Genomic DNA, 26,111 nt, shown 5'->3' on the forward strand with positions numbered 1-26,111 from the left:
ACTAGAAATGTGACGTGAGCGCCGTTCGATGCGGTTGGTTTGTAAGCGCGGCGCGCGTCCAATCCTTCCGATTGAAAGCCTTCGAGCCTGGCGGGCGGAACCCGTCGCAACGCTCCTCGAAGACGAACGGCGATTGTAGCAAAACGAGATGGCTTGCGGTGGTGCGCTTCGGCCTATGCCGATTGACCTGCCGACGCCGAATCGGCAGGCTGCGGCGTCAGATGCTGCGCCAGTTCGGCGTCGCGCAGTTCCTTGACGGCTGCGTAGGCGCGGTGCACGAAACGCCATGAAGCATCGCGGGTCGCGGCGATCAGTTCGTCCGGCGCGGCGAGCGTGCCCATCGAAATGCGGAAATAGCGCTCGGCGTGAATGTTCGGGTGATAGTGCATGCGCACGCGCTTGCAGTCGTCGAGGCGCGGATTGCCGAAGATGTTCAGCAGCGCCAGCGAAAACGCGCCGTCTTCGCCGCCGTGACGCCGGAACACGTCATCGAGCGGAAAGCCGCCGAACGCAGCATAGACGGAGCGGCGAATGACGAGACTGCTCGGCACCGTGTTGCTCAGTACGGCCGCGTGGCTTTCGAACTGCGGATGCCCGGTGATGTCGGCGGGAAAGCCGCAAAAATCGACGTCGAGCCGGATAGACGGCTGATGCGGATGCTCCGCCATGAAAGCGGCGGCGCTCGCGAGCGCGCCAGGCAGGTACTCGTCGTCGGCGTCGATGAAGGCCAGCAGCGGATGAAGCGCATGCATCGCGCCCCAGTTCCGCGCGCGAGCCGCGCCGCCGTTGTGCGGCATGCGCAGCAGCTCAACACGCGGATGCTGCCGCGCGTAGTGCGCGACGATTTCGGAGCAAGCGTCCCGCGAGCCGTCGTCGACCACGACGATCTGCGCGGCTTCCGGCTGCGCGACGCAGCTATCGAGCGTGCGGGCGAGCGTCTTCTCGGCGTTGTAGCAGGGAATGATGACGGAGATGGGCAGCATCGCGAGGACCGGCGGCCGGGAAAAGACAGTGCGTCGATCATAAAGCCGACGCGCCGCCTTTTATCTCGATTTGGGCGCGCGTATCCTTCGCGTCAGAGCGGCAGCATGCTGAAAAGCGGCGCGAGCAGCACCATCACGACGCCGGCGATCATCATCGTCAGGCTGGCGACGACGCCCTCTTCGCTGCCCAGCTCGCGCGCCTTCGCGGTGCCGACGCCATGCGCCGCCGCGCCGAACAGCGCGCCGCGCGCGAGCCGCGTGCGCAGCGGCACCAGTGCGAGCACGATTTCGCCGAACAGCATCCCGCAGACGCCCGTCGCGATCACGAACAGCGCGGTCAGGTCTTTGGGCGCGTGAATCTTGTCGGAGACGGCGAGCGCGAACGGCGTCGAGACGGAGCGCGTCATCAGGCTGCGCTGCAGTTCCGGCGACAGATGCAGCAGCTTCGACAGCGCGAGCGATCCGCCCACCGCGACAACGATGCCGACCGTCACGCCGACGGTGAGCGAAATCCAGTGACGCTTGAGCAGTTCGCGATACTCGTAGATCGGCACCGCGAACGCGACGGTGGCCGGGCCGAGCAGCCACATCAGCCAGCGCGTGTCCTCGAAGTACACGGCGTACGGAATCCGCGTGACCATGACGATCGCGGCGAGCACGGCGGGCACCGCGACGAGCGGCGTCAGCCACGGCGACCTGATGCGCGCATACAGCGCCTTCGACGCGAAGTAGAGCGCCACCGTCAGCACGAAGCATCCCGCTGCGATGAGCCGGGATGCGTCGTCGGCGAAAAGGAACATATAGAGGACGCTCATGATCGCGTGACTCGCAACAGGGATTAGCGGAAGCTTCGACGGTCGAGGCCGCGCTGGACCCGCTGGACCCGCTGGATCATTACGCGGCGGAGCGCGAGGCGTCGTTCGAGGCGCGCGGCCTGCTCGACGGCGAACGCGACGGCTACCATCACCATCAGCGTCCCCGCGACGACCACCAGCGCGAGGCGCCAGCCGTCTTCGCGGAACAGGCCGCCGTACTGGACGGCCGCGACGGCCGCCGGGATGAAGAACAACAGCATGTCGGACAGCAGCCAGTCGGCGCCTGCCTTGACCCAGCGCGGCGCGACGCCGCCGCAGAACAGCAGCGCGAGCAACGCGACGAGCCCCACGACGCCGCCCGGCACGGGCAAGCCGTAGCGGCGCACGACGAAATCGGCGGCGAACCAGACGCCCGCGATCGCGGCGCTCTGGATGGCGATCCGGCTGATTCTCGCGAGCGGCGACGACGCGTCCACGCGAACGGAAGCGGCGATACGAGCGATGAGCGGCGAGATCATGGCAAACCCCAAGTGACTTTTCGATGCGGTTCAGTATAGGTTGCGGCGCAACATAAATAAAATGACTTAGAATTATTTGCTCCATTCCGAATTGGAATTCATGAGCTACGAGGGCTACGAACATGGAACTGCGCGCGTTGCGTTATTTCGTCGAGGTCGTCCGGCAGCAAAGCTTCACCGTCGCGGCCGAGCAGATGTTCGTCACGCAGCCGACCATCAGCAAGATGGTGAAGTCTCTGGAGGACGAGATCGGCTCGCCGCTGCTGCTGCGCGACGGGCGGCAGATGGTGCTGACGGACGCCGGGCGGATCGTCTATCAGCGCGGCCAGGACGTGCTCGCCGCCTACGCGCAGTTGCAGGCCGAACTGAACGATCTCGGCACGCTCGGGCACGGCGAGCTGACGATCGGCATTCCGCCGATGGGCGGCTCGCTCTTCACGCCCGCCATCGCCGTGTTCCGGCAGCGCTATCCGAAGGTCGAGCTGAAGCTGTTCGAGCAGGGCTCGAAGGCGATCGAAGCCGCGCTGATTTCCGGCGAACTCGAACTGGGCGGCGTCCTGCAGCCCGTCGACCCGGAGACGATCGACGTGCTGCCGATGACTCGCCAGGTGCTGTGGCTCGTCGCGCGCCGGGGCTCGCGCTGGGACGCGCTGCACGAAGTGCCGCTCGCCGATCTCGCGAACGAGCCGTTCGTGTTCTACGGCGAGAGTCTCGCGCTCAACGACGTCGTGCTGACGGCCTGCCGCACCGCCGGTTTCGCGCCGACCATCGTCGGACGCAGCGGGCATTGGGATTTCATGGCGGCGCTGGTGCTGGCGGGTGTCGGCATTGCGCTGCTTCCGGCGCCGTACTGCCAGCGGCTCGACGCGGCGCAGTTCACCTGCCTGCCCGTCGTCGAGCCGGAGATTCCGTGGGAAATGGCGATCGGCTGGCGGCGCAACGGCTATCTGTCGCACGCGGCGCGCGCGTGGCTCGATGTCGCGCGCGAAACGCTGCCGGGACTGACCACCGACAACTTCACGCACACACCGACGTTCGACGTCCCCGGGCCGTCAGCGGATCGGCCGCAATCGACGTTGAAATGAAAAATGCGGCCCGGTCTGCGTCGGGCGGCATCCTGTTTTGCTTGCGGGGGCGTGGCGCTTATTGCGCTTATTGCGCTTGTTGCGCGTGGACCTGGGCTTTCGTGGTCTGTGTTTGCGCGGCTGGTGTGTGCGCCGCCTGTGTTCGCGCGTCGTACGTGGCTTGCGGCTCGATTCTGCCTGTCGTGCTCGCCGCGTCATCCGGCTGCGCTTCCGATGCGGGATGCACGGCCGCGTCCGGCGTGTTTGCGGAAGGGGCCGCCGCGATCGTCGGAGTCGGAGTCGGAGTCGGAGTCATAGCCGCCGCCGCGACGGCATTGCGGCCAATGAAATTCACCGCCGGCGGGCAGTAAGCCAGCGCGACCCACGTCAGCATCGCGGCCGCCGCACCGAGCACCGCCGACAACGCCGCCGCGCCGAACCAGTGCTTCGCCTTGGGGCCCGCGTAGCGCCCTTCGCGCACGGTCTGCGGCGCCGTCGCGGCAGACGCCGCCGGAGCGGACAGCGACGGTTCGACAAGATCGCGAGCAGGAACCGCAGCCGGCCGCTCGAAATGCGCCGACACCGCGCGCACATGCAAGCCGACGGCATTCACGAACGCGGAAGCGCCGCCCAGTCCGAGCACTGTCGTCAGGCCGTCGTTCAGATGAGGCGCGATGGCCGGCAACTGCTGGACGAGCAGCGTCGGCAGCTGGCCGATATTGCCCTGATGAGCGAGAAGATGACGCTTCAGCACGCCCATCAGGATGCTGCCCGCAATGCCCGTCACCGCGTGCGTCGCGTGCGCGGGCACGCCCGTTCGCATCGACACCGCATCGCTCAGACCATCGACGCGGCGCTCGAACGTATGCTCGAGCAACTGGCGTCCCGTCGACGACAGCTGCGTCACGCCCGTCGTGCTCGCGATGATGCGCGGCAACTGCTCGCCGATATCCGCATTGACTTCCTGGCCCAGAATCGTCGCGAACAGCGCGCGTGCGCCGTCGAGCGTCGCGCACCTGTTCAGGAGACCTGCGATGAGCGCCGGCAAGGTCGCGTTCACGACTTTTGCCGTCGCCTCCGGCGGCAACCCGAGGCAGTTCGACAGTTGCCGAACCACCGCTTCCGGCAACGCCGACCGGATCAGTTCAATCACATTGACACTCATCGATTCGTTTCCCTGAATTTCGAGCGCGCGCCCACGCGCGCTTCATTGGCGCGCGATTATAGGAGCGGGAAAATCTCAGAAATGAAGCGATGAATGGATGTTGAGCTTTATCGGACTAATCTTATTTCACTGCTGCTCCGGCGGGTTCATCGGCGATAACGGACGATGCGCTCTCGACACGCGTGGCCGCGATGAAATCGGCGGCGCGCTCTCCGATCATCACCGTCGGCGCGTTCGTGTTGCCACCGATCAGCGTCGGCATCACCGATGCGTCGACTACGCGCAGGCCCGTCACGCCGCGCACGCGCAATTGCGTATCGACGACGGCGCGTTCGTCGCATCGGGACACCGCTCCGCGAGGCGGCCCGCGAGCGAACAGCCGCCCGAGCCCGCGCCGACGATCACATAGTCGTATTGCATCCGCTCTCCTCCGCTCACACCGCGCAACGTTGCCTGCGGCATCTGTCTCATGCACACTTGTCTACGCGTGTTGACTGCGCATTGTAGGGAGCGAGTGCCGTGCGTGGCGCATCGATGACAGAGCGATCCTTCTAAACGGAACGCGCATCGGCCTCCTATGATGAAAGCTTCCGTCCGCGCAAAGCCGCGCGCCCGGATATCGTTCAAACACGGTCTTTCGCGCGTCGCCGTCCGTACGCATGGCTTGCGCGCTCGAATCAAACAGCGCCTCGGAAAACGAACGGCGCGCGTCCGTCAAACGGAGACATGCGATGGAACGGTTCGGCCCCGGCAGGACGCACGACGTGACCAATCAGGTCCCGCCGCTCGCGGACTACAACCTGTTTTCTAGCGATGCCGCGCTCGCCGCCGCCGTCGATCGCGAAGGCGCGGCGTGGCATCGCGATGCGCTCGCGCGCGACGGCGCCGCGCTGACGACACCCGACGTGCTCGCGCTCGCCGATCTCGCGAACCGTCATACGCCCGAGCTTGCGGCCTTCAACCCGCGCGGCGAACGCATCGATGCGCTCGAGTTTCATCCCGCGTGGCACACGCTGCTCGGTCTGCTGCGTCGCGAAGGCCTGCACGCGCTACCGTTTTCCGATCCGCAGCAAGGCGCGATGGTCGCGCGCTGCGCGGGCTATTTCCTGCACGCGCAACTGGAGTCCGGCTCGCTCTGTCCGCTGACGATGACGTTCGCGAGCATCCCCGTATTGCAACGCGAGCCCGCGCTTTTCGACACGCTGCGCGACAAGCTCTATTCACGCGAAAACGATGCGCGCGACGTTCCGCTCGATCAGAAGACGTCGATGATGATCGGCATGGGCATGACCGAAAAGCAAGGTGGATCGGATGTGCGCAGCAACCAGACGCACGCGTTCGCGGCGAACGGCGGCGGACGCGGCGCGGCGTATCGTCTCGTCGGCCACAAATGGTTTTTCTCCGCGCCGCAGTGCGATGCGCATCTCGTGCTCGCGCGCACCGGCGATCACGAAGGCCTTTCGTGCTTCTTCGTGCCGCGCTTCGCACCCGACGGCAGCAGGAACGCAGTGCGCATCCAGCGTTTGAAGGACAAGCTCGGCAACCGCTCGAACGCGAGCAGCGAAGTCGAATTCTTCGATGCCTACGGCCTCATGATCGGCGACGAAGGACGCGGCGTGCCGACCATCATCGAAATGGCGAACTACACGCGGCTCGACTGCGTGATCGGCAGCGCGGCGCTTATGCGCGCCGCGCTCGTGCAGGCCATTCATCACACGCGCCATCGCAGCGCGTTCGGCAAGCATCTCGTCGATCAGCCCCTGATGCGCAACGTGCTCGCCGATCTCGCGCTCGAATCGGAAGCCGCGACGGTGCTGTTCATGCGCCTCGCGCGCGCATTCGAGGACACGTCGAACGCACCCGAAGAACGCGCGTGGCGAAGACTCGTGACGCCCGCCGCGAAGTACTGGGTCTGCAAGCGCACGCTCGAATTCACGGGCGAAGCGATGGAGGTGTGGGGCGGCAACGGCTACGTCGAAGAAGGGCCGATGGCGCGCTTCTATCGCGAGGCGCCTGTGAATTCGATCTGGGAAGGCTCGGGCAACGTGATGTGTCTCGACGTGCTGCGCGCGATGGAACGCGAGCCCGAAGCAGCGCAAGCGCTGCTGGCCGCGTGGCGCAAAGAGGCGCGGACACATCCGGCGCTGAACGCGGCGATCGAAGGGCTGGTGAGCGCGCTGACGTCGGCGCCCGAAGCGCGCGAGGCGTCCGCGCGCCGCATCGCGCAGCAGATCGTGCTAATCGCGCAGGCAGTGTTGCTCGCGCAACATGCGCCGCCGTTCGTCGCCGATGCCTTCATCGCGACGCGCCTGGGCGAAGGCTGCGGCGAAAGCGGCCGCGTGTATGGCACGCTGCCGTCGGCGTTCGATCATGCCGCGATCGTCGAGCGCGCTTTCGCGTGCTGACCGCGCGGCACGACGCGCAACACAAAAAATAGAGAGAGAGCCGAACGATGAAAAACGATCTGCCGGAAGTCGCAGCACTCGAAGGCCTGTTGCGCGAACAACGGGCCGCGTATCTGCGTGCGCCGTATCCGTCGTGGGATCAGCGCGCCGCGCATCTGAAGGCATTGCGCAACGTGCTGCTCGACAATCGCGATGCACTCGCGGATGCGATGCATGCCGACTTCGGCAATCGCGCGAAAGAAGAAATCCTGCTGGCCGAGTTTCTGCTCGCGAAAGAGGAAATCGACGGCGCGCTGCGTCACGGCAGACGTTGGATGACAGCGCAACGGCGCGCGACGAACAAATGGCTGTTGCCCGCGCGCGCGAAGATCGTACCGCAGCCGCTCGGCGTGGTTGGGATCATCGTGCCGTGGAATTATCCGGTGCTGCTCGCGGCCTGTCCGCTGATCAGCGCGCTCACGGCGGGCAACCGCGCAATCGTCAAGATGCCGGAACTGACGCCGCGCACGTCGATGCTCTTCGAACAGCTGATCGCGCAGACCTTCGCGCGCGATCACGTTGCCGTCGTCAATGGCGATGCAAGGCTTGCCGCCGCGTTCAGCGCGCAGCCGTTCGATCATCTGCTGTTCACCGGCTCGACGAGCGTCGGCCACGATGTGATGCGCGCCGCCGCCGAGCATCTGACGCCCGTGACGCTCGAACTCGGCGGCAAGTCGCCCGTGATCGTAGGGCCCGGCGCGCGCTTCGACTATGCCGTCGACAGCATCGTTGCGGGCAAGACGCTCAACGCCGGACAGACCTGCATCGCGCCGGACTATGTGCTCGTGCCGCGCGGCAAGGAACAGGCGTTCATCGAACGGGCGCGCTCGCGCATGGCGCGCCTGTATCCGGATTTCGCGCGCAACCGCGATTACACGTCGATCATTTCGCCGCGCCATTTCGCGCGGCTGCAACGTCTCGCCGACGAAGCGCGCGAACAGGGCGCGCAACTGCACGCGCTCACCGATTCGACAGCCGATGCGATTACGCGCCGCTTTCCGCTCGTCGCCGTGACTCAGGCGCCCGATGCGTCCGCGCTGATGCAGGAAGAAATTTTCGGGCCGCTGCTGCCCATCGTTCCGTACGATTCGATCGACGACGCGATTCGCTATGTCAACGCGCGGCCCCGTCCGCTGTCGCTGTACCTGTATGAAGAGGAGAAGGCCACGATTGCGCGCGTCACGCGCGAGACGATCGCGGGCGGCATGTCCGTCAACGAGACGCTGATGCACCTCGCTTGCGAGAGCCTGCCGTTCGGCGGCGTCGGCGCGAGCGGCATGGGCGCGTATCACGGATACGAAGGCTTCGTCACGTTCTCGAAGATGAAGCCGGTTTTCACGCAGTCGCGCTTCAATGGGCGCGGATTGATCGCGCCGCCATACGGCAGGCGCGTGCGCGCACTGCTCGCATTGATGATGCGGCATTGAAGCCCATCAGCGGCTACTGCGCCGCGTCCAATGGCGGCGTCGTGGAAACGGTGAGTTCGGTGGACGGCGCGTCGTCGGCCGCGCCGCTTTCCAGCCGATGCAGCCACGCCAGCAACTCCGCGACGGCCTGATACAACTGCGGCGGAATGCGCGAGTCGAGATCGACCTGCATCAGCAGCGACACCATCTCCGGTGCCTCGTGCACGTACAGGCCCGCTTCCTTCGCGCGCTGCACGATCATGTCGGCAACGAGCCCGTAGCCCTTCGCGACGACGCGCGGCGCTTCGTCGTGACCGTGCGAATCGTAGACCAGCGCCGCCGCGCTCTTGCGATGCATGCGGCTCATTGCGGGTCCCAGTCGAAGTTGTTGTCGTCGCCGGCGGCGGCGTGCGAACGCGGCTTGGCCGCCGGCGCGTCCGTCGATCTCGCATACGCCGATGCCGCCGCAGCAGCCGCGCCGCCCGCAAGCGCATTCCCGCCGATCTCGCGGATCGACAGACCGCTCAGTTCGATGCCCGCCTGCGCAAGCCGCTGCCGGAACGCGTCGCCCTGCGCCGACAGGCGCGCCGCGCCGCCCGGACTCGCGAGCACGCGCGCGACGAGCCGCGTGCCCGTAAGCGTGAGTTCGGCGTCGACGGTGCCGAGCGTCGGCAGCGACAGCGTGAGGCGCGTGCGCCACGGATACTCGTCGTCGGCGGAAGAAGCGCCGCTGCCGCCGCGCCGCCATTCGTCGCCTTCCTGTTCGATCGTCCAGTCGAGCCGCGCGCCAGGCCATGCCTCGCCCGTCCAGCGGAACTGTCCCGTCGCGAGCAGATCGAGCTGCTGGCGCACGAGCGGAATCGTCGCCGGGTGAAGCGATGCCGCCATCGACTGCGGCTGACGCCCATTACCATCATCGATGCCCGTTGCACTGGCCGAAGCCGCATGTGGTGCCGCGGGCTCGTCCGTCATGTCGATGATGTCGTGCGTCACCATGTCGAACGTCGTGAAGCGCGCCGACTGCGCATGCGGGCCATCGGGCGCGCCGCGCGCGGCGAAATTCGCCGAAGCCGCCGCGCCCGGACCCGCGCCGCCCGACGGACGCCCTTGCGTCCACGACAGCGGATCGTCGGCGTCGTGGCTCCAGTCGAGCGGTAGCTGCGACGCCATGTCTGCAAGATGATTCTGCGGCTCGGCGGCGAGCGATTCGACGGACCTTTGCCCCGAGAGCCACTGCGCGAGATGCGATTCGTAGAAGAGCCCGCTTTCGTCGACGGTGCGCCTGAGCGCCGCCGCGAGTTCGGCGACGGGCACGGGCGCCGCGACGACATTCGATGCCGCGTTCGATCCCTGCGCCGCGTTCGCGCCGTCCGCGCCGTTCGCTCCCTGCGATGCCGCTGCATTCCCCGCCGAGTTCGCCACAGTGGAAGCGCCCGATGCACCCGTTCCCATATCGAACAACGGCAATGGCGCGACATCGATAGCAGGCGCGGCGGGCCACACGGGCAGCAGGCCGACGAGCGCGGGCGTCGCCTCGCCGCCCGAGCGCGTGATGGCGTCGAGCGTCAGCGCGACGGCGGACAATGCCGTCTGCGCGGAAGAGGGCAAAGGCGCGGGCGTGGCCGCAACGGGCGCGGTAGGGGTTTTGACGTTGAGCGGCGCGTCCGTCTGCGAGGCCGTCGCACTGGCGCGCGCGCCGACGGAAAGGAGGCTGTCGATGCGGCTAGCCAGCAGCGTTGCCACCGCCGAGTCGATTCCGTTCATGCCCGCTTCCTTTCGCGTCTTGACGATGCGTGGCCGCTAGCGGCGCGTGCGCCCATGCGGCTCATGTTGGACCGTGTTACTGGACGGGATACGGCGCTCAGCGCGCCTGGTAAAGTTCCTTCAATACGATCGCGGGGCGAGTCGGCGCAAAGAGCGCCTGCAGCTTCGCCATGCGCGGATTCGCCAGATCGCGGACCGTCGCGTCGTTCGCGAGAATCTGGCGGATCAGGTCGAACTTGCGCGCGCGGTCGTCCTCGGACAGCCGCTCGGACGATTCCGCGTTCTTCAGCGCATCGACGAGAACACGGTACTCGTCCTGCAACAGGACGAGATCGTTCCACGCCGCGTTTCGCGCCGCCATCACCATCTGCACCGAAATCACTGCAATTGCCTCGTAGCGGGCAAGATATTCTTCGTTCGAATTCATCTCATGCTTTCCGCGGACGACTGCGTCGCCATCCGCGCGATCTCCGGCGCGATTCCGAGCCAGGCTTCCTCGAGTGTCGCCAGCAAGCCGTCGACTTCGACGAGCATTGCTTCACTTTGCTTGATGTTGGCCTCGAGCAGTCGCCGCGTCATGTACGAATAGAGCGCATCCAGTCGACCCGCGATTTCGCCGCCCGCTTCCAGGTTGAGCGCAGCTTGCAATCCCTCGCCGATGATCCTGATCGCCTTGGTGATCGCCTGCCCGCGCCCCGGAATGTCGCCCTGCTGCAGATGCATGCGGGCCTGCGCGATGGCCTGACGCGCGCCCTGATACAGCATCACGATCAGGCGGTGCGGGCTTGCGCCCATCGCTCCTGTCTCCAGGCCGACGCGAGCGTAGGCGTTGGCTCCAGAGTGTCCCGGGGAAAACATCGGCGCTCCTCCTGAATTGCAGATGACGATCGATACGACAGCGGCAGGCTTGCCGGGAAACGGGCTGCATCAACGTGCAGTCCGCCATCCGGCCAGCCCTTGTACCAAGGTTATCGGATCGTACGAATAAAGCTTTAGGCCGCCGAAACGAAGCGTCAAATGACAGGCAGCCCAGCGGGGCTGCCGTTGCGTCGCCGCGCGGCAGCACGGCGGCTGCCGGCCGCGAGCGCCGCTTCAGACGGACATCTGCATGATCTCGTTGTAGGCCGACACGAGCTTGTTGCGCACCTGCAGCCCGAACTGGAAGCCGACGTTGGCCTTCTGCATGTCCACCATCACGTCGTTCAGCGACACGTTCGGCGCGCCGATCTCAAATGCATGCGCTTCGCCGACTGCGTTCTGCTGGTCGTTGCTGATCTTGTCGATCGAGGCCTTCAGGGCCGACGCGAAGCCGCCCGCCGTGGCCGCGCCGGACCCGTTCGCGGCGGGCGTGCTGCTGCCCGCGGCCTGGGCGGCCATCGACTGCATCTGCTGCAACGCCGACGTGAGCGGATTGATGGGCACAGTCATGTTCTCTCCAGAAGTGGGATGCGGCGAGCATTCGCGCCATGCACCGATTGGACAGGAAGCATAGCAGCGGCCCCCCTCCGAAAGCCGCGAAAGTAAGGGGGAAACCCCCCGCTATTCGAAGCATCGGGTTGCCAGCCCATGCGGATAATCCCTAGCGTGAAAGTCTCTGCCGGTGCGCGCCGCAAGCCCGGGCGCCGCGGGCAGAACTCGAAAGCATTCCGGAGAAACCCGACGCATGGATTCGTCAGCCAACTCTTTGATCAACCCCGACGCCCGCATGGGCCTCGCCGGCGCGCAGCCGGGCACGGCAGGCGCTGCCACGGCCGGCGCAGCGGGCGTCGACCTCGGCGGCACGGGCGGCGGTGGCTTCCCCACGCGCTTTCCGGGCCTGCCCGCGTCGCTGTCGCAGATGCGCGGCAACCCGCGCGCGCCGCTGATCTTCGCGGTGGCGCTGCTGGTCGCCGTCATTGCGGGGCTGATCCTCTGGTCGCGCGCGCCGGACTACAAGGTGCTCTACAGCAACGTCTCCGATCAGGACGGCGGCGCAATCGTTGCCGCGCTCCAGCAGGCGAACGTGCCGTACAAGTTTTCCGATGCGGGCGGCGCGATCCTCGTGCCCGCCGATCAGGTGCATGAAATGCGTCTGCGCCTCGCCTCGCAGGGCCTGCCGAAGAGCGGCTCGGTCGGCTTCGAGCTGATGGACAACCAGAAGTTCGGCATCAGCCAGTTCGCCGAGCAGGTGAACTATCAGCGCGCGCTGGAAGGCGAACTGCAGCGCACGATCGAGTCGATCTCGACGGTGAAGACGGCGCGCGTCCATCTGGCGATTCCGAAGCCGACCGTGTTCGTGCGCGACCGCGAAGCGCCGTCGGCGTCAGTGCTCGTCAATCTGTATCCGGGCCGCATGCTCGACGAAGGCCAGGTTGTGGCGATCACGCATATGGTGGCGTCGGCCGTGCCCGATCTGCCCGTGCGCAACGTGACGATCATCGATCAGGACGGCAACCTGCTCACGCAGGCGGGCGCCAACGGCAGCGGCCTCGACGCGACGCAGCTAAAGTACGTGCAGCAGATCGAGCACAACACGCAGCAGCGCATCGACGCGATTCTCGCGCCGCTGTTCGGCGCAGGCAACGCGCATTCGCAGGTGAGCGCCGACATCGATTTCACGAAGGGCGAGCAGACGTCCGAAAACTACGGCCCGAACGCGAACGCGCAGCAGGCCGCGATCCGCAGCCAGCAGACGAGCACGGCCACGGAAATGACGCAGAGCGGCGCGCAGGGCGTGCCGGGCGCGCTGTCGAACCAGCCGCCGCAGCCGGCCTCGGCGCCCATCGTCGCGAGCGCGAACGGCGCAAGCGGCGTGACGACGACGCCCGTCAGCGACCGCAAGGATTCGACGACCAACTACGAGCTCGACAAGACCGTGAGCCACACCGAGAAGGCGACGGGCGGCATCAAGCGCCTGTCCGTGGCCGTGGTGGTGAACTACATGCGCGTCGTCGACGCGAAGGGTCACGCGACGATGCAGCCGGTTCCCGCCGACAAGCTCGCGCAGGTCACGCAGCTGGTGAAGGACGCGATGGGCTTTGACCAGGCGCGCGGCGACTCGGTCAACGTGGTGAACAGCGCCTTCACGACGATCCCCGATCCGGACGCCGACCTGCCGTGGTGGCGCACGAAGGACATGATCGCGCTGTACAAGCAGATCGCGACGTACGCAGGCATCGGCCTCGTCGCGCTGTTCCTCTACTTCGTGATGGTCAAGCCGGCGCTGCGCCGCGCGTTTCCGCCGCCCGAGCCGGCCGCCGCGCTGCCGTCGCCGGACGAGCCCGTGCTCGACGGCCTGCCGGGCGCGGTCGCGATTGCCGACGAAGAGGATGAAGGCACGCTGGTCGCGCTGGAAAGCGACAAGGCCAGATACGAGCGGAACCTTGAGTACGCGCGTCAGATCGCGCGCCAGGATCCGAAGATCGTTGCAACCGTCGTGAAGAGCTGGGTGTCCGATGAGCACTGAAGGCGTATTGAAGAGCGCGCTCCTGCTGATGTCGATCGGCGAGGAAGAGGCGGCTCAGGTATTCAAGTTTCTCGGGCCGCGCGAGGTCCAGAAGATCGGCGTCGCGATGGCGTCGCTGAAGAACATCACGCGCGAGCAGATCGACGAGGTGCTGCACGAGTTCGTCGCGGAAGCCGACAAGCACACGGCCCTGTCGCTGGATTCGAGCGAGTACATCCGCTCCGTGCTGACGAAGGCGCTCGGCGACGACAAGGCAGGCGCGATCATCGATCGCATCCTGCAGGGCAGCGACACGAGCGGCATCGAAGGGCTGAAGTGGATGGACTCGGGCGCCGTCGCAGAGCTGATCAAGAACGAGCACCCGCAGATCATCGCGACGATTCTCGTGCATCTGGACCGCGATCAGGCGTCGGAGATCGTTTCCTGCTTCACCGAGCGCCTGCGCAACGACGTGCTGCTGCGCATTGCGACGCTCGACGGCATCCAGCCCGCCGCGCTGCGCGAACTCGACGACGTGCTGACGGGCCTGCTCTCGGGCAGCGACAACCTGAAGCGCAGCCCGATGGGCGGCATCAGGACGGCGGCGGAAATTCTCAACTTCCTGCCGAGCAACCACGAAGAGTCCGTCATCGACAACGTCCGCCAGCACGACGCCGAGCTTGCGCAGAAGATCATCGATCAGATGTTCGTGTTCGACAACCTGCTCGACCTCGAAGACCGCGCGATCCAGCTGCTGCTGAAGGAAGTCGAGTCAGAAACGCTGATCATCTCGCTGAAGGGCGCGCAGCCCGCGCTGCGCCAGAAGTTCCTGTCGAACATGTCGCAGCGCGCAGCCGAGCTGCTCGCGGAAGACCTCGACGCGCGCGGCCCCGTCCGCGTGTCGGAAGTGGAAACGCAACAGCGCAAGATCCTTCAGGTCGTGCGCAATCTCGCCGAATCGGGAGCGATCGTGATCGGCGGCAAGGCGGAAGATGCGTATGTCTGACCACGACTCCATGCGCGAGGAAAGCCGCCCGGCCTACCAGCGCTGGGAGATGGCCTCGTTCGACCCGGTGCCCGAGCCGGAACCCGTCGACGACGGCGCGTTCGAAGCCGAGCTGGAACGCCTGCGCGAGGCCGCGCACGCGCAAGGCGTCGCGTCCGGTCATGTCGCCGGGCAGGCACTCGGCTATCAGGCCGGCTACGAGCAGGGCCGCGCGCAGGGCTTCGAGCAGGGTCAGGCGGAAGCGCGCGCGGAAGCCGCGCAGCTCGCCGCGCTCGCCGAGACGTTCAAGGCGGCGCTCGACAATGCGCAGCACGAACTGTCCGAAACGATCGTCGCGCTCGCGCTCGACATTGCGCAACAAGTGGTGCGTCAGCACGTGCAGCACGATCCGACTGCGCTGATCGCCGCCGCACGCGAAGTGATGGCCACGGAACCGGCGCTGATCGGCGCGCCCGCCCTGATCGTGAGCCCCGCCGATCTGCCCGTCGTCGAAGCGTATCTGCTTGAAGAGTTGCAGACGCGCGGCTGGACCGTGCGCACCGATCCCGCGATCGAACGCGGCGGCTGCCGCGCGATTTCCACGACGGGCGAAGTGGACGCCGGCATCGGCACGCGCTGGGAGCGCGTCGCCGCCGCGCTCGGCAAGGCAAGCACATGGTAAAGCCGACCATCGAAGACATTCAGCAGAGCGACCTGACGCCACTGGAGCGCGAACTGGCGCTGGCGTCGTTCGGCGCCGAGGCGCTCACCGTCGCGCAGATGGAAGCGTCGCTCGCGGCATTGGAATCGGCGATTTCGTCGGCCCATGCGGGCGCCGACGCTATCACGTCCGATGCAGCGGACGCTGGTGCGAACGCACCGCATCCCGTTGAGCATCCAGCCGCGCATCCGCTCGCTGCGCCCGCGAGCCGCGAGTCGGCGCCACCGCCCAAGCGCCCGCCCGATCCCGCGCTCGCCAGCAATCCGCATCTGCAAGCCTGGCGCACACGTCTGAACGGCTTGCGCGAACGCAACCAGATCGCGCGGCCGCTGCGCGCGTGCGGACGTCTGACGCGCGCGGCCGGTCTCGTGCTCGAAGCGGTCGGGCTGCGGCTCGCCGTCGGCTCGGAAGTGATGATCGAACTGCCGCCCGGCAGCACGCGCACGATGGCGGAAGCCGAAGTGGTCGGCTTCTCCGGCGACAAGCTCTTTCTGATGCCGACGACGGAGGTCGCGGGGCTGCTGCCCGGCGCGCGCGTCTATCCGCTCGAAACCGCGCCCATCGCCGATCCGATGGCGGGCGCAAAGCGCCTGCCCGTCGGCTGGGAACTGCTCGGCCGCGTGGTCGACGCGTCGGGCAAGCCGCTCGACGGCTTCGGCCCGCTCAACGCGCGCAACGACGCGCCGCTCACCGCGCCCACCATCAACCCGCTGCATCGCGAGCCGATCCATAAGGTGCTCGACGTCGGCGTGCGCGCGATCAACGCGCTGCTCACCGTCGGACGCGGCCAGCGCATGGGTCTGTTCGCCGGTTCGGGCGTCGGCAAGTCGGTGCTGCTCGGCACGATGGCGCGCTACACGAGCGCGGAAGTGATCGTGATCGGCCTGATCGGCGAACGCGGCCGCGAAGTGAAGGAGTTCATCGAGCAGATTCTCGGCGAGGACGGCCTCGCGCGTTCCGTCGTCGTCGCCGCGCCCGCCGACGTGTCGCCGCTCCTGCGGATGCAGGGCGCCGCGTACGCGACATCGCTTGCTGAATATTTCCGCGATCAGGGCAAGCACGTGCTCTTGCTGATGGATTCGCTGACGCGCTACGCGATGGCGCAGCGTGAAATCGCGCTCGCGATCGGCGAGCCGCCTGCGACGAAAGGCTATCCGCCGTCGGTGTTCGCGAAGCTGCCCGCGCTCGTCGAGCGCACGGGCAACGGCCCCGAAGGCGGCGGCTCGATCACCGCGTTCTATACGGTGCTGACGGAAGGCGACGACCAGCAGGACCCGATCGCCGATTCGGCGCGCGCGATTCTCGACGGCCACATCGTGCTGTCGCGCGTGCTCGCCGAAGCAGGCCACTATCCCGCGATCGACATCGAAGCGTCGATCAGCCGCGCGATGACGTCGCTCATCAGCGACGCGCATCTCGACCGCACGCGCCAGTTCAAGCAGATGCTGTCGCGCTACCAGCGCAACCGCGATCTGATCAACGTCGGCGCGTATTCGGCGGGACGCGACGGCGTGCTCGATCGCGCGATCGCGCTGTATCCGCGCATGGAAGCGTTCCTGCAACAAGGTTTTCGCGAAAGCGCCGGGTTCGAAGCCAGCGTCGCGCACCTCGACTCGCTGTTCGGTTAAGGAGACTGAATGAGCAAGCACTTTCCGATCAAGACACTAATCGGTCTCGCGCAAGACGACGTCGATGCCGCCGCGCGCAAGCTCGGCCGCATGCAGCGCGAGCGCAACGACATCGAAGCGCAGCTGAATTCGCTGATCGAGTACCGCGACGAATATCACCGGCGCTTTACGGAAACGGCGAAGGCGGGCATGCCCGCCGGCAACATGCGCAATTTCCAGGCATTCATCGACACGCTCGATGCCGCGATCGAACAGCAACGCCAGTTGCTGGCGGCCGCGACGGCGCGTGTCGAAGCGGCGAAGCCCGAGTGGCAGCACAGCAAGCAGAAGCTCGGCTCTTACGAAGTGCTCGAAGCGCGCGGCATCGCTGCGCAAGCGCGGGCCGACGCACGCCGCGAACAACGGGACGCCGACGAGCACGGCGCACGAATTCTCCGGATGCGCGCGGAAGGCGCATGAAGGCGCTTCCGGGCATCGCGCGCCATATCGCTGTATTGCGCGCAATGGGACTGACACGACCAAACGAGATTTAGCATGTCGCCTCTTTCACTGATCAACTCGCTGCTCGGCGCAACGAGCGGCACATCGGGCAGCAGCGCGTCGAATGGCGCAAGCGCGAGCAGCGCGCTGCCCTTCTCGACGACGCTGCAACAAAGCATCGACGCGCAGAATCAGGCGCCCAGCGCGCCCGCGCCGGCGCCGTCCCCGTCCGCGCCCAGCGCAGCGCCGACGCCATCGGCATCGAACAGCGGGACGAGTGCGGGCGATTCCAGCGTGCACGACGCACCGCCGCCCGCCGACGCACCGAAGAACGCGAGCACGACCGACAGCACGAAATCCGCGAGCCAGACCGACAGCGCGCAGCAGACGGCATCGACGGGCAGCGCGAATGGCAAGGACAAGAGCGACTCCGCGTCGAAGCAGAACGGCGACGCGCCGACCACCAGCGCGGCCACGGCTGAAACGGCGGCTGCCGCAGCGGCGGCCGCAGCCGCCGCTCAGGCACAGGCACAGGCGAGCAACGCGGCAAACGCGGCGGCGGCGGCCACGGCCGACAGCGACACGCAGCCGACCTCGCCCGCCATGACGCCTGTCGCCGGCAACACGACGACGCCCGTCATCCAGACGCCTTCGAAAAAGATCGCATCGCTCGATCCGAAAGCCACGCAAGATGCGCTGCAAGCGGCGTTCGCTGCGATGGCCAGCGGCCAGGGCGCGGCGCCCGCGATGAACACGGCGTCCGCGAAAGCGGGCACGCCTGCTACGGGCGACGCGACGCTCGGCGGCCACGGCATGAACGCGGGCAAGGGCCTGACGATCGGCGATTTCCACAACGCGAAGGGCGACGCGGCATCGACGAATGCAGCCGCCACGGCCGCCCCATCCACCGGAACCGCGACGCCGCAAAGTCCCGCCGAAGCGCTTGCGGCAGCGACCGCGAACGCGCCGCAGAACGCTTCCGCCACGCCCACGGCCGGCACGAACGACGCGCTTGCCGCGACTCAGGCGGCAGCGGCAGCGGCGACGGCATCGACGGTTGCGAGCCAGGCCTCCAATCCCGCGACGGCCGCGATGGCGAACGCGGTCGCGCCGCACGTCGGCTCGTCCGACTGGGAAGACGCCTTCAGCCAGAAGGTCGTGTTTCTCACCAACGCGCATCAGCAGTCGGCGGAACTCACGCTGAACCCGCGCGACCTCGGGCCGCTACAGGTCGTCCTCCAGGTTGCCGATAACCATGCACATGCCCTCTTCGTTTCGCAGCATCAGCAGGTCCGCGACGCGGTCGAAGCCGCGCTGCCGAAACTGCGCGAAGCGATGGAACAAGGCGGCATCGGGTTGGGAAGCGCGAGCGTCAGCGACGGCTTTTCCCGGCAGACCAGCCAGCAGGGCGACGAGCGCAGCGGCAGCGCGCGCGGCGGCCGCGGCGGCAGCCGTGGTGACGCGGGCATCGGCGTCGCGGACAGCGCGACGGCCGTGAACGCGCCCGTGCGCCGCACCGTCGGACTCGTCGACACGTTCGCCTGATTCCGCGCGCACAGCGCAAGCGGCTCGCCGTGAGGGCGGCGGCCGCGCCGTGCTTCCCTGATAACGATTGAAGGCATGCGTTGCGCGCGCGAGGCCCGCGTGCGCATGCCGATGATGAAAACGACAGGAGCTTTCAGCGCACGGCCAGGCGATGCACGGGAGAGGCAAGGATACGCATCGCGCTGTATCGCGCTCGCCCCCGCGTCGCAGCCCTCTCTGAAGTCAAGGCAGCACCCACGGCGGTCGTCGCCTGGGACATCACGCGCGGCGGGCGGCTCGCCGCGCCGCGCGTCGATGAAGGATCGGCACCAGTGGCCGGAACGAGGCAAACAAACGAGCTAAACGTGAATATCCCTTCTTTTCGACCCATCGCGGCACTGTCAGACACCTGAAAATTCACCTACAGCATTGAGGCAATCAATTCCATGGCATCCACGACCGCAAACCAGCAAGCCAACGCGAAGCCCTCGTCCTCGGGCCTCGTCAACCGCATTGTTGTGATCCTGCTGATCGCGCTGGTCGCGGCAGGCGCAGCCGGCGCAGCCACCTGGTTCTTCATGTCGAAGCGCGCGCCCTCGGCCGCGACGGCGGCAGGACCCGTGATCGCAGCCGCTCCCATCTTCTTCCCGCTCGAATCGATGACGGTGAACCTGCAATCCGACGACGGCCAGCTGCACTACCTGCGCATCGGCCTGACGCTGAAGCTCGCCGATCAGAAGGTGCAGGAGCATCTGACCGAACACATGCCCGAGATCCGCAGCCGCGTGCTGCTCGCGCTGTCGGCCAAGCATCCCGATGAACTCGCGACGCTCGACGGCAAGAAAGCGCTCGCGAAGGAACTCGAAACGCTGGTCGAACAGCCGACCGAGCCGAATGGCCTTCAGGTGCGCGTCGAAGACGTGCTGTTCACCGAATTCGTCGTCCAGTAACGGCGCGTCGCGCTGACTGACTTGATCTTGAACCGCGCCATCCATCGCGAAGGGACGCACGAGGAATAGGAATGGGCCACGAAGAGTTCATGTCCCAGGAGGAGGTCGATGCCCTCCTCAAGGGCGTTACGGGCGAATCCGACTCGCAATCCGGCGAGGCCGATCACGGCGGCGTCCGCCCGTACAACATTGCGACGCAGGAACGCATCGTCCGAGGCCGGATGCCCGGCCTCGAAATCATCAACGACCGTTTCGCGCGGCTCTTGCGCGTCGGCATTTTCAACTTCATGCGGCGCACGGCGGAAATCTCCGTCGGCCAGGTGAAGGTGCAGAAGTACAGCGAATTCACGCGCAACCTCCCGATCCCGACGAACCTGAACCTCGTCCACGTGAAGCCGCTGCGCGGCACGTCGCTGTTCGTGTTCGATCCGAACCTCGTGTTCTTCGTGGTCGACAACCTGTTCGGCGGCGACGGGCGCTTTCATACGCGCGTCGAAGGCCGCGACTTCACGCAGACCGAGCAGCGCATCATCAGCAAGCTGCTCGGCCTCGTGTTCGAGCACTATTCGACGGCGTGGAAGAGCGTGCGTCCGTTGCAGTTCGAATACGTGCGCTCGGAGATGCACACGCAGTTCGCAAACGTTGCCACCCCGAACGAGATCGTGATCGTCACGCAGTTCTCGATCGAATTCGGCCCGACGGGCGGCACGCTGCACATCTGCATGCCGTACTCGATGATCGAGCCGATCCGCGACGTGCTCTCGTCGCCGATCCAGGGCGAAGCGCTCGAAGTGGACCGCCGCTGGGTGCGCGTGCTGTCGCAGCAGGTGCAGGCCGCCGAAGTGGAACTGACGGCCGATCTCGCGCAGATCCCCGTGACGTTCCAGGAGATTCTCAATATGAAGGCGGGCGACGTGCTGCCGCTCAACGTCCCCGAGCACATCACCGCGAAAGTCGACGGCGTGCCGGTGATGGAATGCGGCTACGGAATTTTCAATGGTCAATATGCGTTGCGGGTCCAGAAGATGATCAGCGCAGCGGACACGATGAAGGAAGCGGGATATGACTGAGCTGAACTCGACACCCGAAATGGACATGCCGGAAGACTCGAAGATCACCGATCCGGCGGCGGCCGTCGGCGCAGACGAAGCCGCCCTCGACGACTGGGCGAGCGCGCTCGCCGAGCAGAACAACAATCCGCCCGTGAGCACGAGCACGGCGGGCGTGTTCCAGCCGCTGTCGAAGGTCGAGCCGACCACGACGCGCAACGACATCGACATGATCCTGGACATCCCCGTCCAGATGACGGTCGAACTCGGCCGCACGAAGATCGCGATCCGCAACCTGCTGCAACTCGCGCAAGGTTCCGTCGTCGAGCTGGACGGCCTCGCGGGCGAGCCGATGGACGTGCTCGTCAACGGCTGCCTGATCGCGCAGGGCGAAGTGGTCGTCGTAAACGACAAGTTCGGCATTCGCCTGACGGACATCATTACGCCGTCCGAGCGTATCCGGAAGCTGAATCGATGAAACACGCTGTGCATCGGGACGCGTTTTTTGCAAGCGGCGTGTCGCTTGCGCGCGCCCGTTTCGTGTCGTCGGTTGCGCTGGCGGGTGCTGCGCTCTGCGCAGGCGCGTCGAACCTCGCGCAGGCCGCCGACATGAACGCCGTGAACAACGCCGCGAAGATCGCCTCGAGCGTCGGCGCGGGAACGGCGGTGCCGTCGCTCGGTGTCGGCGCCGTGTTGCAGACGATCGTGGGGCTGGCCGTCGTGATCGGCCTCGTGTTCGGCTGCGCGTGGCTCGCGCGCCGCTTCGGCCTGCAACCGGGCCAGCGCGGCGGCATCGTGAAGACGATCGGCGGCACGTCGCTCGGCGGCAAGGAGCGCGTGGCCGTCGTCGAAATCGGCGACACATGGCTCGTGCTCGGCGCGGCGCCCGGCAACGTGCGTCTGTTGCATACGATGCCCGCCGGCTCGGCCTCGGGCGGCATCCCTTTCACCGGCCCGGCCGCCGCGCCCGGCGCAGCCGGCTCGACCATCGGCGGCGGTCCCGTCCAGTTGAGCGGCACTTTCGGACAACGCTTTCGCGACGCGCTCAAAAACGAAGCCAGCAGACGTTTCCAGCGGCGCGCGAGCGGAGAACAGTAAATGCAGTACGACCGATCTGACGCGCAGCGCGACTGCGCTCAGGGTTTCCACGCCCTTTCCCGCATGTCTTCCCACGCCCCTTCTTCGACGCAGGCTTCGATGGCGGCGCGCGTCGTCAAACGCGCGGCACGTATGGCGTCGCGTGTTGCGCCGCTCGCCGTGCCCGCGCTGATGCTCGCGCTGCCGACGCTCTCGTTCGCGCAGACGGCGGGCTTGCCCGCGTTCAACACGAGCCCCGGCCCGAACGGCGGCACGACCTACTCGCTGAGCGTGCAGACGATGCTGCTGCTCACGATGCTGTCGTTCCTGCCCGCGATGGTGCTGATGATGACGAGCTTCACGCGCATCATCATCGTGCTGTCGCTGCTGCGTCAGGCGATCGGCGCGTCGACGACGCCGCCCAACCAGGTGCTGGTCGGCCTCGCGCTGTTTCTGACGCTGTTCGTGATGTCGCCCGTGCTCGACAAGGCGTATAACGACGGCTACAAGCCCTTCTCCGAAGGCACGATCCAGATGGACGAAGCGGTGAAGCGCGGGGTCGCGCCGTTCAAGGCGTTCATGCTGAAGCAGACCCGCGAGAGCGACCTCGCGCTCTTCGCGCGCATCTCGCACGCGGCACCGATGCAGGGCCCGGAAGACGTGCCGCTGTCGCTGCTGGTGCCCTCGTTCGTGACGAGCGAGCTGAAGACGGGCTTCCAGATCGGCTTCACCGTGTTCATTCCGTTCGTGATCATCGACATGGTGGTGGCGAGCGTGCTGATGTCGATGGGCATGATGATGATCTCGCCCGCGACCATTTCGCTGCCCTTCAAGCTGATGCTGTTCGTGCTCGTCGACGGATGGCAGCTGATCATCGGCTCGCTTGCGCAGAGCTTCACCTGATACCCGGGAGACTGACGCCATGACACCCGAAACCGTCACCACGCTCGCGCACGACGCGATGTACATCGCGCTGCTGCTGGCCGCACCGCCGCTTTTCGTGGGATTGATCGTCGGTCTCGTCGTGAGTCTTTTCCAGGCTGCGACGCAGATCAACGAAGCCACGCTGTCGTTCATTCCGAAGCTGTTCGCGATCGCCGTGACGCTCGTGCTGATCGGCCCGTGGATGCTCGCGAAGATGCTCGACTACATGCGCCACATGTTCACGAGCATTCCGACGCTCGCCAACTGAGCGCGCTTTCCTTTCCCTCTTTCGACGCGCGATGTTTTCCGTCACCTACGAGCAGCTGAACGTCTGGCTCACCGCGTTCCTGTGGCCGTTCGTGCGGATTCTCGCGTTGATGGCGACGGCGCCCGCGTTCGGCGAGAAGTCGCTGCCGATTCGCGTGAAGATCGGCCTCGCCGCGTTCGTCACGATCATCGTCGCGCCGACGCTCGGCGCGATGCCGCAGGTGACGGTGTTTTCGGCGCAGGGCGTCTGGATCATCGTCAACCAGTTTCTGATCGGCGTGGCGCTGGGCTTCACGATGCAGATGGTATTCGCAGCGGTGGAGGCCGCGGGCGCGTTCATGGGCATGAGCATGGGGCTCGGCTTCGCGACGTTCTTCGATCCGCATGCGGCGGGCTCGACGGATGTGATGTCGCGCTTCGTGAACATGATTGCGCTGTTGACCTTTCTCGCGCTCGACGGGCATTTGCAGATGCTGTCGGCGCTGCTGCAGACATTTCAGTCGTTGCCCGTCGCGGCGAACGTGCTGGGCGCGAACGGCTGGCGCGTGCTTGTCGGCTGGGGCAGCACGGTGATCAGCGCGGGGCTGCTGCTGTCGCTGCCTGTCGTGACGGCGCTGCTGATCACGAATCTCGCGCTGGGTATTCTTAATCGGGCTGCGCCGCAGATCGGCGTGTTTCAGGTGGGCTTGCCGGTGACGGTGATTACCGGCTTGCTGCTCATCCAGTTGATGCTGCCGAATATGATGCCGTTCTTTTCACGGCTGTTTGAGAACGGGATTGATGAGATGGGGCGCGTGGCGGTGGGGTTGAGGTAGGTTTTTTGTCTGCGACGCTGGTTGGTTTTTTGACTTTGTAGCTGGCATCGGCGATGCGCCTCTGGCTTTCAGCGTGCCGCTGGCATTCGCGATTGCCTGGGTCTTTCAGCGTGCCGCTGGCATCCGCTTAGCGCCTCGCGGCGCGGGCGTTGCCCCTGTGCGGGGCGGCACCTGCTTTTCTTTGCCGCCGCAAAGAAAAGTAGGCAAAAGAAAGCGGGCTAACACCGCCCGCGCTTGCCCCTTACCCACGGGCTCTCAATGTCCCCATCCTTCACCCGTTAATGTGCTGGTTAATGTTCGTTGCAAACGCGCCGGCTAAACGCCTCACCCGCTTCATACACGCGTGGGATAGCTAGGGGCATCGAACGTTCAGCGCCGCATGTCGGTAGTGAACGAGGTTGCCGTGTCGTACGGGGCAAAGCCCGCACGGTAGCCGCATCGCATAGCGAAGGTTTCCTGTGCGGTGCGAATGCCTACACACAGTTTGCCGCAAAGGGGGCGAGCATATTCGATGTCGCGGACCGCAACACGGGTGCATGTACTGGGTGAGGCGTTTGATCAACGCCTTGGCAACGCGTATGGGATAGCACGTTGCCGCATGAAGAATGGGGACGTTGAGAGCCCGTGGGTAGAGGGCAAGTGCGGGCGGTGTTAGCCCGCTTTCTTTTGCCTACTTTTCTTTGCGGCGGCAAAGAAAAGTAGGTGCCGCCCCGCACAGGGGCAACGCCCGCGCCGCGAGGCGCTAAGCGGACGCCAGCGCGGCGCGCTGAAAGCCAGAGGCGCATCGCGAATGCCAGCGGCACGCTAAAAGATCCAGGCAACCGCAAATGCCAGCGGCACGCTAAAAGAACCCAAGCAGCGTCGCAGACAAAAAAACAAATCAATTCCCGATGTAATCGAACAACGACAGCTTCTGAATCATCGAGAAGCCCTGCTGCGCAGCCTGCAACGACGCCTGGGTCATCGTGTACTGGCTGATGACCTTGGTCAGATTCGTCTGCGTCAGATCAGCGAGATTGCTTTGCGTCTGCAACGAATTGGATTGCGTGACGGTCTGCAACGCCTCGATCTCCTGTTCGCGCCCGCCAACGGACGTCTGGATCGTCGTCACGTTGTTCAGCGTGTTTTGCAACTGCGTCAACGCCGTTCCCAGCGCGTTCGTCAGATTCGCCTGCCCGGTCGCGCCCGTCGCCGGCGTCTGCAAAGCGGCAATCACGCTGTCCAGATTGGCGAACACATCGCTTGTTTGTCCAGCCGGCGTGACCGAAAAACTGTCGCCGCCGCTCGGCGCGCCGGAAATCGTGACGCTCTGGCCGCCACCACCGAGCACGATCGGCTGGCCGGCCGCATACGTCTGCGGCGCGCTCGTCGTGTTCGTCGCGACATCGGTGACAGTGAACGTGGTCCCCGACGTGAAGTTGATCGTGAACTTGTGATTGTTCGTCGGATCGGTCGAGTTGTTGAGCGTCACGCCGCCGATCGCCCCCGTGCCCGTATTGCTCAATGCGCCCGCCGCCACGCTCGTGCTTCCGGGCTGCGAGCTGCTGAGGAACACGGCCTTGCCCGTATCGGCAACGGCAATGCTGCGCGAGCTTGTCACCTGCACATACTGCACGCCGTTATCCCCGCTGTATTGCACGGCGCCGCTCGTACCGACCGAAAAAGGCGGCGTCGATGCCTGATAACCGCCATAGAGGTAGTTGCCCGACGCATCGGTGCCGTTCGCGAGGCCCATCAACTGGTTCCGCAAAGCTTGCAGCTCGGTCGCGATCGCCGACCGGTTGGCATCGTTGAGCGACCCGTCGCCCGCATGGACGATCTGCGTGTTGATCGACGTCAGCACGCCGCTGATGCTGGAGAGCGAGCTGTCCTCGGCCTGCAGCGACGACAGCGCCGTATTCTGGTTGCTCGAGTACTGCGACAGCGTCGTTCCCTGCATGCTGAGCTGCACCGCCTGCGCCGCGCCGACGGGATTGTCCGACGGCGTCGCGAGACTCACGCCGCTCGACAACTGCTGATACAGCTGCGCGAGCGTCGCCTGCTGATCGTCCATCGTCTGGACGTTCATGCCGAAATATTGCGTAGTAGAGATGCGCATATGCGTTCAA

General features: G+C 65.9%; 27 protein-coding genes, 1 pseudogene and 1 riboswitch. Of the genes and pseudogenes, 16 read left to right on the forward strand and 12 right to left on the reverse strand.

The genetic code is table 11. The annotated features are described in order from the left end of the window. Positions 1–9: 9 nt before the first annotated feature. A riboswitch (S-adenosyl-L-homocysteine riboswitch) is annotated at positions 10–124 on the reverse strand. Positions 125–173: 49 nt separating this feature from the next. The 3 genes from AABE10_RS30930 to AABE10_RS30940 all read right to left on the reverse strand — a co-directional run bounded on the left by AABE10_RS30930 (position 174) and on the right by AABE10_RS30940 (position 2,316). After that, positions 174–983: a glycosyltransferase family 2 protein gene (locus tag AABE10_RS30930; protein ID WP_342936954.1), complete on the reverse strand. Its 810-nt coding sequence runs from the start codon at positions 981–983 to the stop codon at positions 174–176. A gap of 92 nt (positions 984–1,075) precedes the next feature. Beyond that, positions 1,076–1,798: an LrgB family protein gene (locus AABE10_RS30935; RefSeq protein WP_342936955.1), complete on the reverse strand. Its 723-nt coding sequence runs from the start codon at positions 1,796–1,798 to the stop codon at positions 1,076–1,078. Positions 1,799–1,821: 23 nt separating this feature from the next. After that, positions 1,822–2,316, reverse strand: a complete 495-nt coding sequence (locus AABE10_RS30940) for a CidA/LrgA family protein (protein ID WP_342936956.1) — start codon at positions 2,314–2,316, stop codon at positions 1,822–1,824. Positions 2,317–2,438: 122 nt separating this feature from the next. On the opposite strand from AABE10_RS30940, the gene AABE10_RS30945 reads away from it, so the two are divergent. Next, entirely contained in the window at positions 2,439–3,401 is a 963-nt protein-coding gene (locus AABE10_RS30945; protein ID WP_342936957.1) for a LysR family transcriptional regulator, read from the forward strand. Positions 3,402–3,468: 67 nt separating this feature from the next. Here AABE10_RS30945 and AABE10_RS30950 read toward each other — a convergent pair whose 3' ends face one another. The 3 genes and pseudogenes from AABE10_RS30950 to AABE10_RS30960 all read right to left on the reverse strand — a co-directional run bounded on the left by AABE10_RS30950 (position 3,469) and on the right by AABE10_RS30960 (position 5,016). Continuing rightward, a complete protein-coding gene (locus tag AABE10_RS30950) occupies positions 3,469–4,545 on the reverse strand; it encodes a DUF937 domain-containing protein (protein WP_342936958.1) in 1,077 nt (358 codons plus the stop codon). Positions 4,546–4,666: 121 nt separating this feature from the next. After that, positions 4,667–4,882: pseudogene (locus AABE10_RS30955) on the reverse strand (GMC oxidoreductase); the annotation flags it as partial. Further along, positions 4,837–5,016, reverse strand: coding sequence for a hypothetical protein (locus tag AABE10_RS30960; protein ID WP_342936959.1), 180 nt, complete (start codon positions 5,014–5,016; stop codon positions 4,837–4,839). The gene AABE10_RS30960 and the pseudogene AABE10_RS30955, both read right to left, overlap by 46 nt. A 260-nt stretch (positions 5,017–5,276) precedes the next feature. On the opposite strand from AABE10_RS30960, the gene AABE10_RS30965 reads away from it, so the two are divergent. Together AABE10_RS30965 and AABE10_RS30970 are read left to right on the forward strand one after the other, a co-directional pair. Beyond that, complete coding sequence (locus AABE10_RS30965) at positions 5,277–6,950, forward strand: isovaleryl-CoA dehydrogenase (protein WP_342936960.1); 1,674 nt, start codon at positions 5,277–5,279, stop codon at positions 6,948–6,950. Positions 6,951–6,997: 47 nt separating this feature from the next. After that, positions 6,998–8,416: a coniferyl aldehyde dehydrogenase gene (locus AABE10_RS30970; protein ID WP_342936961.1), complete on the forward strand. Its 1,419-nt coding sequence runs from the start codon at positions 6,998–7,000 to the stop codon at positions 8,414–8,416. 13 nt (positions 8,417–8,429) lie between these two features. Here AABE10_RS30970 and AABE10_RS30975 read toward each other — a convergent pair whose 3' ends face one another. The 5 genes from AABE10_RS30975 to fliE all read right to left on the reverse strand — a co-directional run bounded on the left by AABE10_RS30975 (position 8,430) and on the right by fliE (position 11,587). Then, positions 8,430–8,762, reverse strand: a complete 333-nt coding sequence (locus AABE10_RS30975) for an EscU/YscU/HrcU family type III secretion system export apparatus switch protein (protein WP_342936962.1) — start codon at positions 8,760–8,762, stop codon at positions 8,430–8,432. Further along, complete coding sequence (locus AABE10_RS30980; protein ID WP_342936963.1) at positions 8,759–10,159, reverse strand: flagellar hook-length control protein FliK; 1,401 nt, start codon at positions 10,157–10,159, stop codon at positions 8,759–8,761. Before AABE10_RS30980 ends, AABE10_RS30975 begins: the two co-directional genes overlap by 4 nt. Before the next feature lie 97 nt (positions 10,160–10,256). Continuing rightward, positions 10,257–10,586, reverse strand: a complete 330-nt coding sequence (locus tag AABE10_RS30985) for a flagellar protein FliT (RefSeq protein WP_342936964.1) — start codon at positions 10,584–10,586, stop codon at positions 10,257–10,259. Further along, complete coding sequence (gene fliS / locus AABE10_RS30990; RefSeq protein ID WP_342936965.1) at positions 10,583–11,017, reverse strand: flagellar export chaperone FliS; 435 nt, start codon at positions 11,015–11,017, stop codon at positions 10,583–10,585. The genes AABE10_RS30985 and fliS overlap by 4 nt, the downstream gene beginning before the upstream one ends. A gap of 234 nt (positions 11,018–11,251) precedes the next feature. Continuing rightward, positions 11,252–11,587, reverse strand: a complete 336-nt coding sequence (gene fliE / locus AABE10_RS30995; RefSeq protein WP_342936966.1) for a flagellar hook-basal body complex protein FliE — start codon at positions 11,585–11,587, stop codon at positions 11,252–11,254. A gap of 235 nt (positions 11,588–11,822) precedes the next feature. Between fliE and fliF the strand changes: the two genes are divergently transcribed. From fliF to fliR, 13 genes are all read left to right on the forward strand, one after another. Further along, entirely contained in the window at positions 11,823–13,604 is a 1,782-nt protein-coding gene (fliF, locus tag AABE10_RS31000) for a flagellar basal-body MS-ring/collar protein FliF (protein ID WP_342936967.1), read from the forward strand. Then, entirely contained in the window at positions 13,594–14,589 is a 996-nt protein-coding gene (gene fliG, locus AABE10_RS31005; RefSeq protein ID WP_342936968.1) for a flagellar motor switch protein FliG, read from the forward strand. Before fliF ends, fliG begins: the two co-directional genes overlap by 11 nt. Then, positions 14,576–15,250 (forward strand): flagellar assembly protein FliH, encoded by a 675-nt coding sequence (gene fliH / locus AABE10_RS31010; RefSeq protein ID WP_342936969.1) that lies wholly within the window; start codon positions 14,576–14,578, stop codon positions 15,248–15,250. The genes fliG and fliH overlap by 14 nt, the downstream gene beginning before the upstream one ends. Next, a complete protein-coding gene (gene fliI / locus AABE10_RS31015) occupies positions 15,244–16,917 on the forward strand; it encodes a flagellar protein export ATPase FliI (RefSeq protein WP_342936970.1) in 1,674 nt (557 codons plus the stop codon). Before fliH ends, fliI begins: the two co-directional genes overlap by 7 nt. A 9-nt stretch (positions 16,918–16,926) precedes the next feature. Beyond that, positions 16,927–17,376, forward strand: coding sequence for a flagellar export protein FliJ (gene fliJ, locus AABE10_RS31020; protein ID WP_342936971.1), 450 nt, complete (start codon positions 16,927–16,929; stop codon positions 17,374–17,376). 75 nt (positions 17,377–17,451) lie between these two features. Next, positions 17,452–18,942 (forward strand): flagellar hook-length control protein FliK, encoded by a 1,491-nt coding sequence (locus AABE10_RS31025; protein ID WP_342936972.1) that lies wholly within the window; start codon positions 17,452–17,454, stop codon positions 18,940–18,942. Positions 18,943–19,367: 425 nt separating this feature from the next. After that, positions 19,368–19,871: a flagellar basal body-associated protein FliL gene (gene fliL / locus AABE10_RS31030; protein WP_342936973.1), complete on the forward strand. Its 504-nt coding sequence runs from the start codon at positions 19,368–19,370 to the stop codon at positions 19,869–19,871. Between the two features lie 71 nt (positions 19,872–19,942). Next, complete coding sequence (gene fliM / locus AABE10_RS31035; protein ID WP_342936974.1) at positions 19,943–20,941, forward strand: flagellar motor switch protein FliM; 999 nt, start codon at positions 19,943–19,945, stop codon at positions 20,939–20,941. Then, positions 20,934–21,398: a flagellar motor switch protein FliN gene (fliN, locus tag AABE10_RS31040; protein ID WP_342936975.1), complete on the forward strand. Its 465-nt coding sequence runs from the start codon at positions 20,934–20,936 to the stop codon at positions 21,396–21,398. The genes fliM and fliN overlap by 8 nt, the downstream gene beginning before the upstream one ends. Further along, complete coding sequence (gene fliO / locus AABE10_RS31045; protein ID WP_342936976.1) at positions 21,395–22,018, forward strand: flagellar biosynthetic protein FliO; 624 nt, start codon at positions 21,395–21,397, stop codon at positions 22,016–22,018. The genes fliN and fliO overlap by 4 nt, the downstream gene beginning before the upstream one ends. 132 nt (positions 22,019–22,150) lie before the next feature. Next, a complete protein-coding gene (gene fliP, locus AABE10_RS31050) occupies positions 22,151–22,900 on the forward strand; it encodes a flagellar type III secretion system pore protein FliP (RefSeq protein WP_428983417.1) in 750 nt (249 codons plus the stop codon). Between the two features lie 19 nt (positions 22,901–22,919). Then, complete coding sequence (gene fliQ, locus AABE10_RS31055) at positions 22,920–23,189, forward strand: flagellar biosynthesis protein FliQ (protein WP_090871401.1); 270 nt, start codon at positions 22,920–22,922, stop codon at positions 23,187–23,189. 31 nt (positions 23,190–23,220) lie between these two features. Beyond that, on the forward strand, positions 23,221–24,003 hold the full coding sequence (gene fliR, locus AABE10_RS31060) for a flagellar biosynthetic protein FliR (RefSeq protein ID WP_342936977.1): 783 nt from the start codon (positions 23,221–23,223) through the stop codon (positions 24,001–24,003). Positions 24,004–24,883: 880 nt separating this feature from the next. On the opposite strand, the gene flgL is transcribed toward fliR, so the two are convergent. Beyond that, the gene (gene flgL / locus AABE10_RS31065; RefSeq protein ID WP_342936978.1) at positions 24,884–26,101 is read right to left on the reverse strand and encodes a flagellar hook-associated protein FlgL; all 1,218 of its coding nucleotides are present in this window, start codon (positions 26,099–26,101) and stop codon (positions 24,884–24,886) included. Positions 26,102–26,111 lie beyond the last annotated feature (10 nt).

The sequence above is a fragment of the Paraburkholderia diazotrophica genome, from assembly GCF_038900755.1.
In the GTDB taxonomy this organism is placed as follows: Bacteria; Pseudomonadota; Gammaproteobacteria; order Burkholderiales; family Burkholderiaceae; genus Paraburkholderia; species Paraburkholderia diazotrophica_A.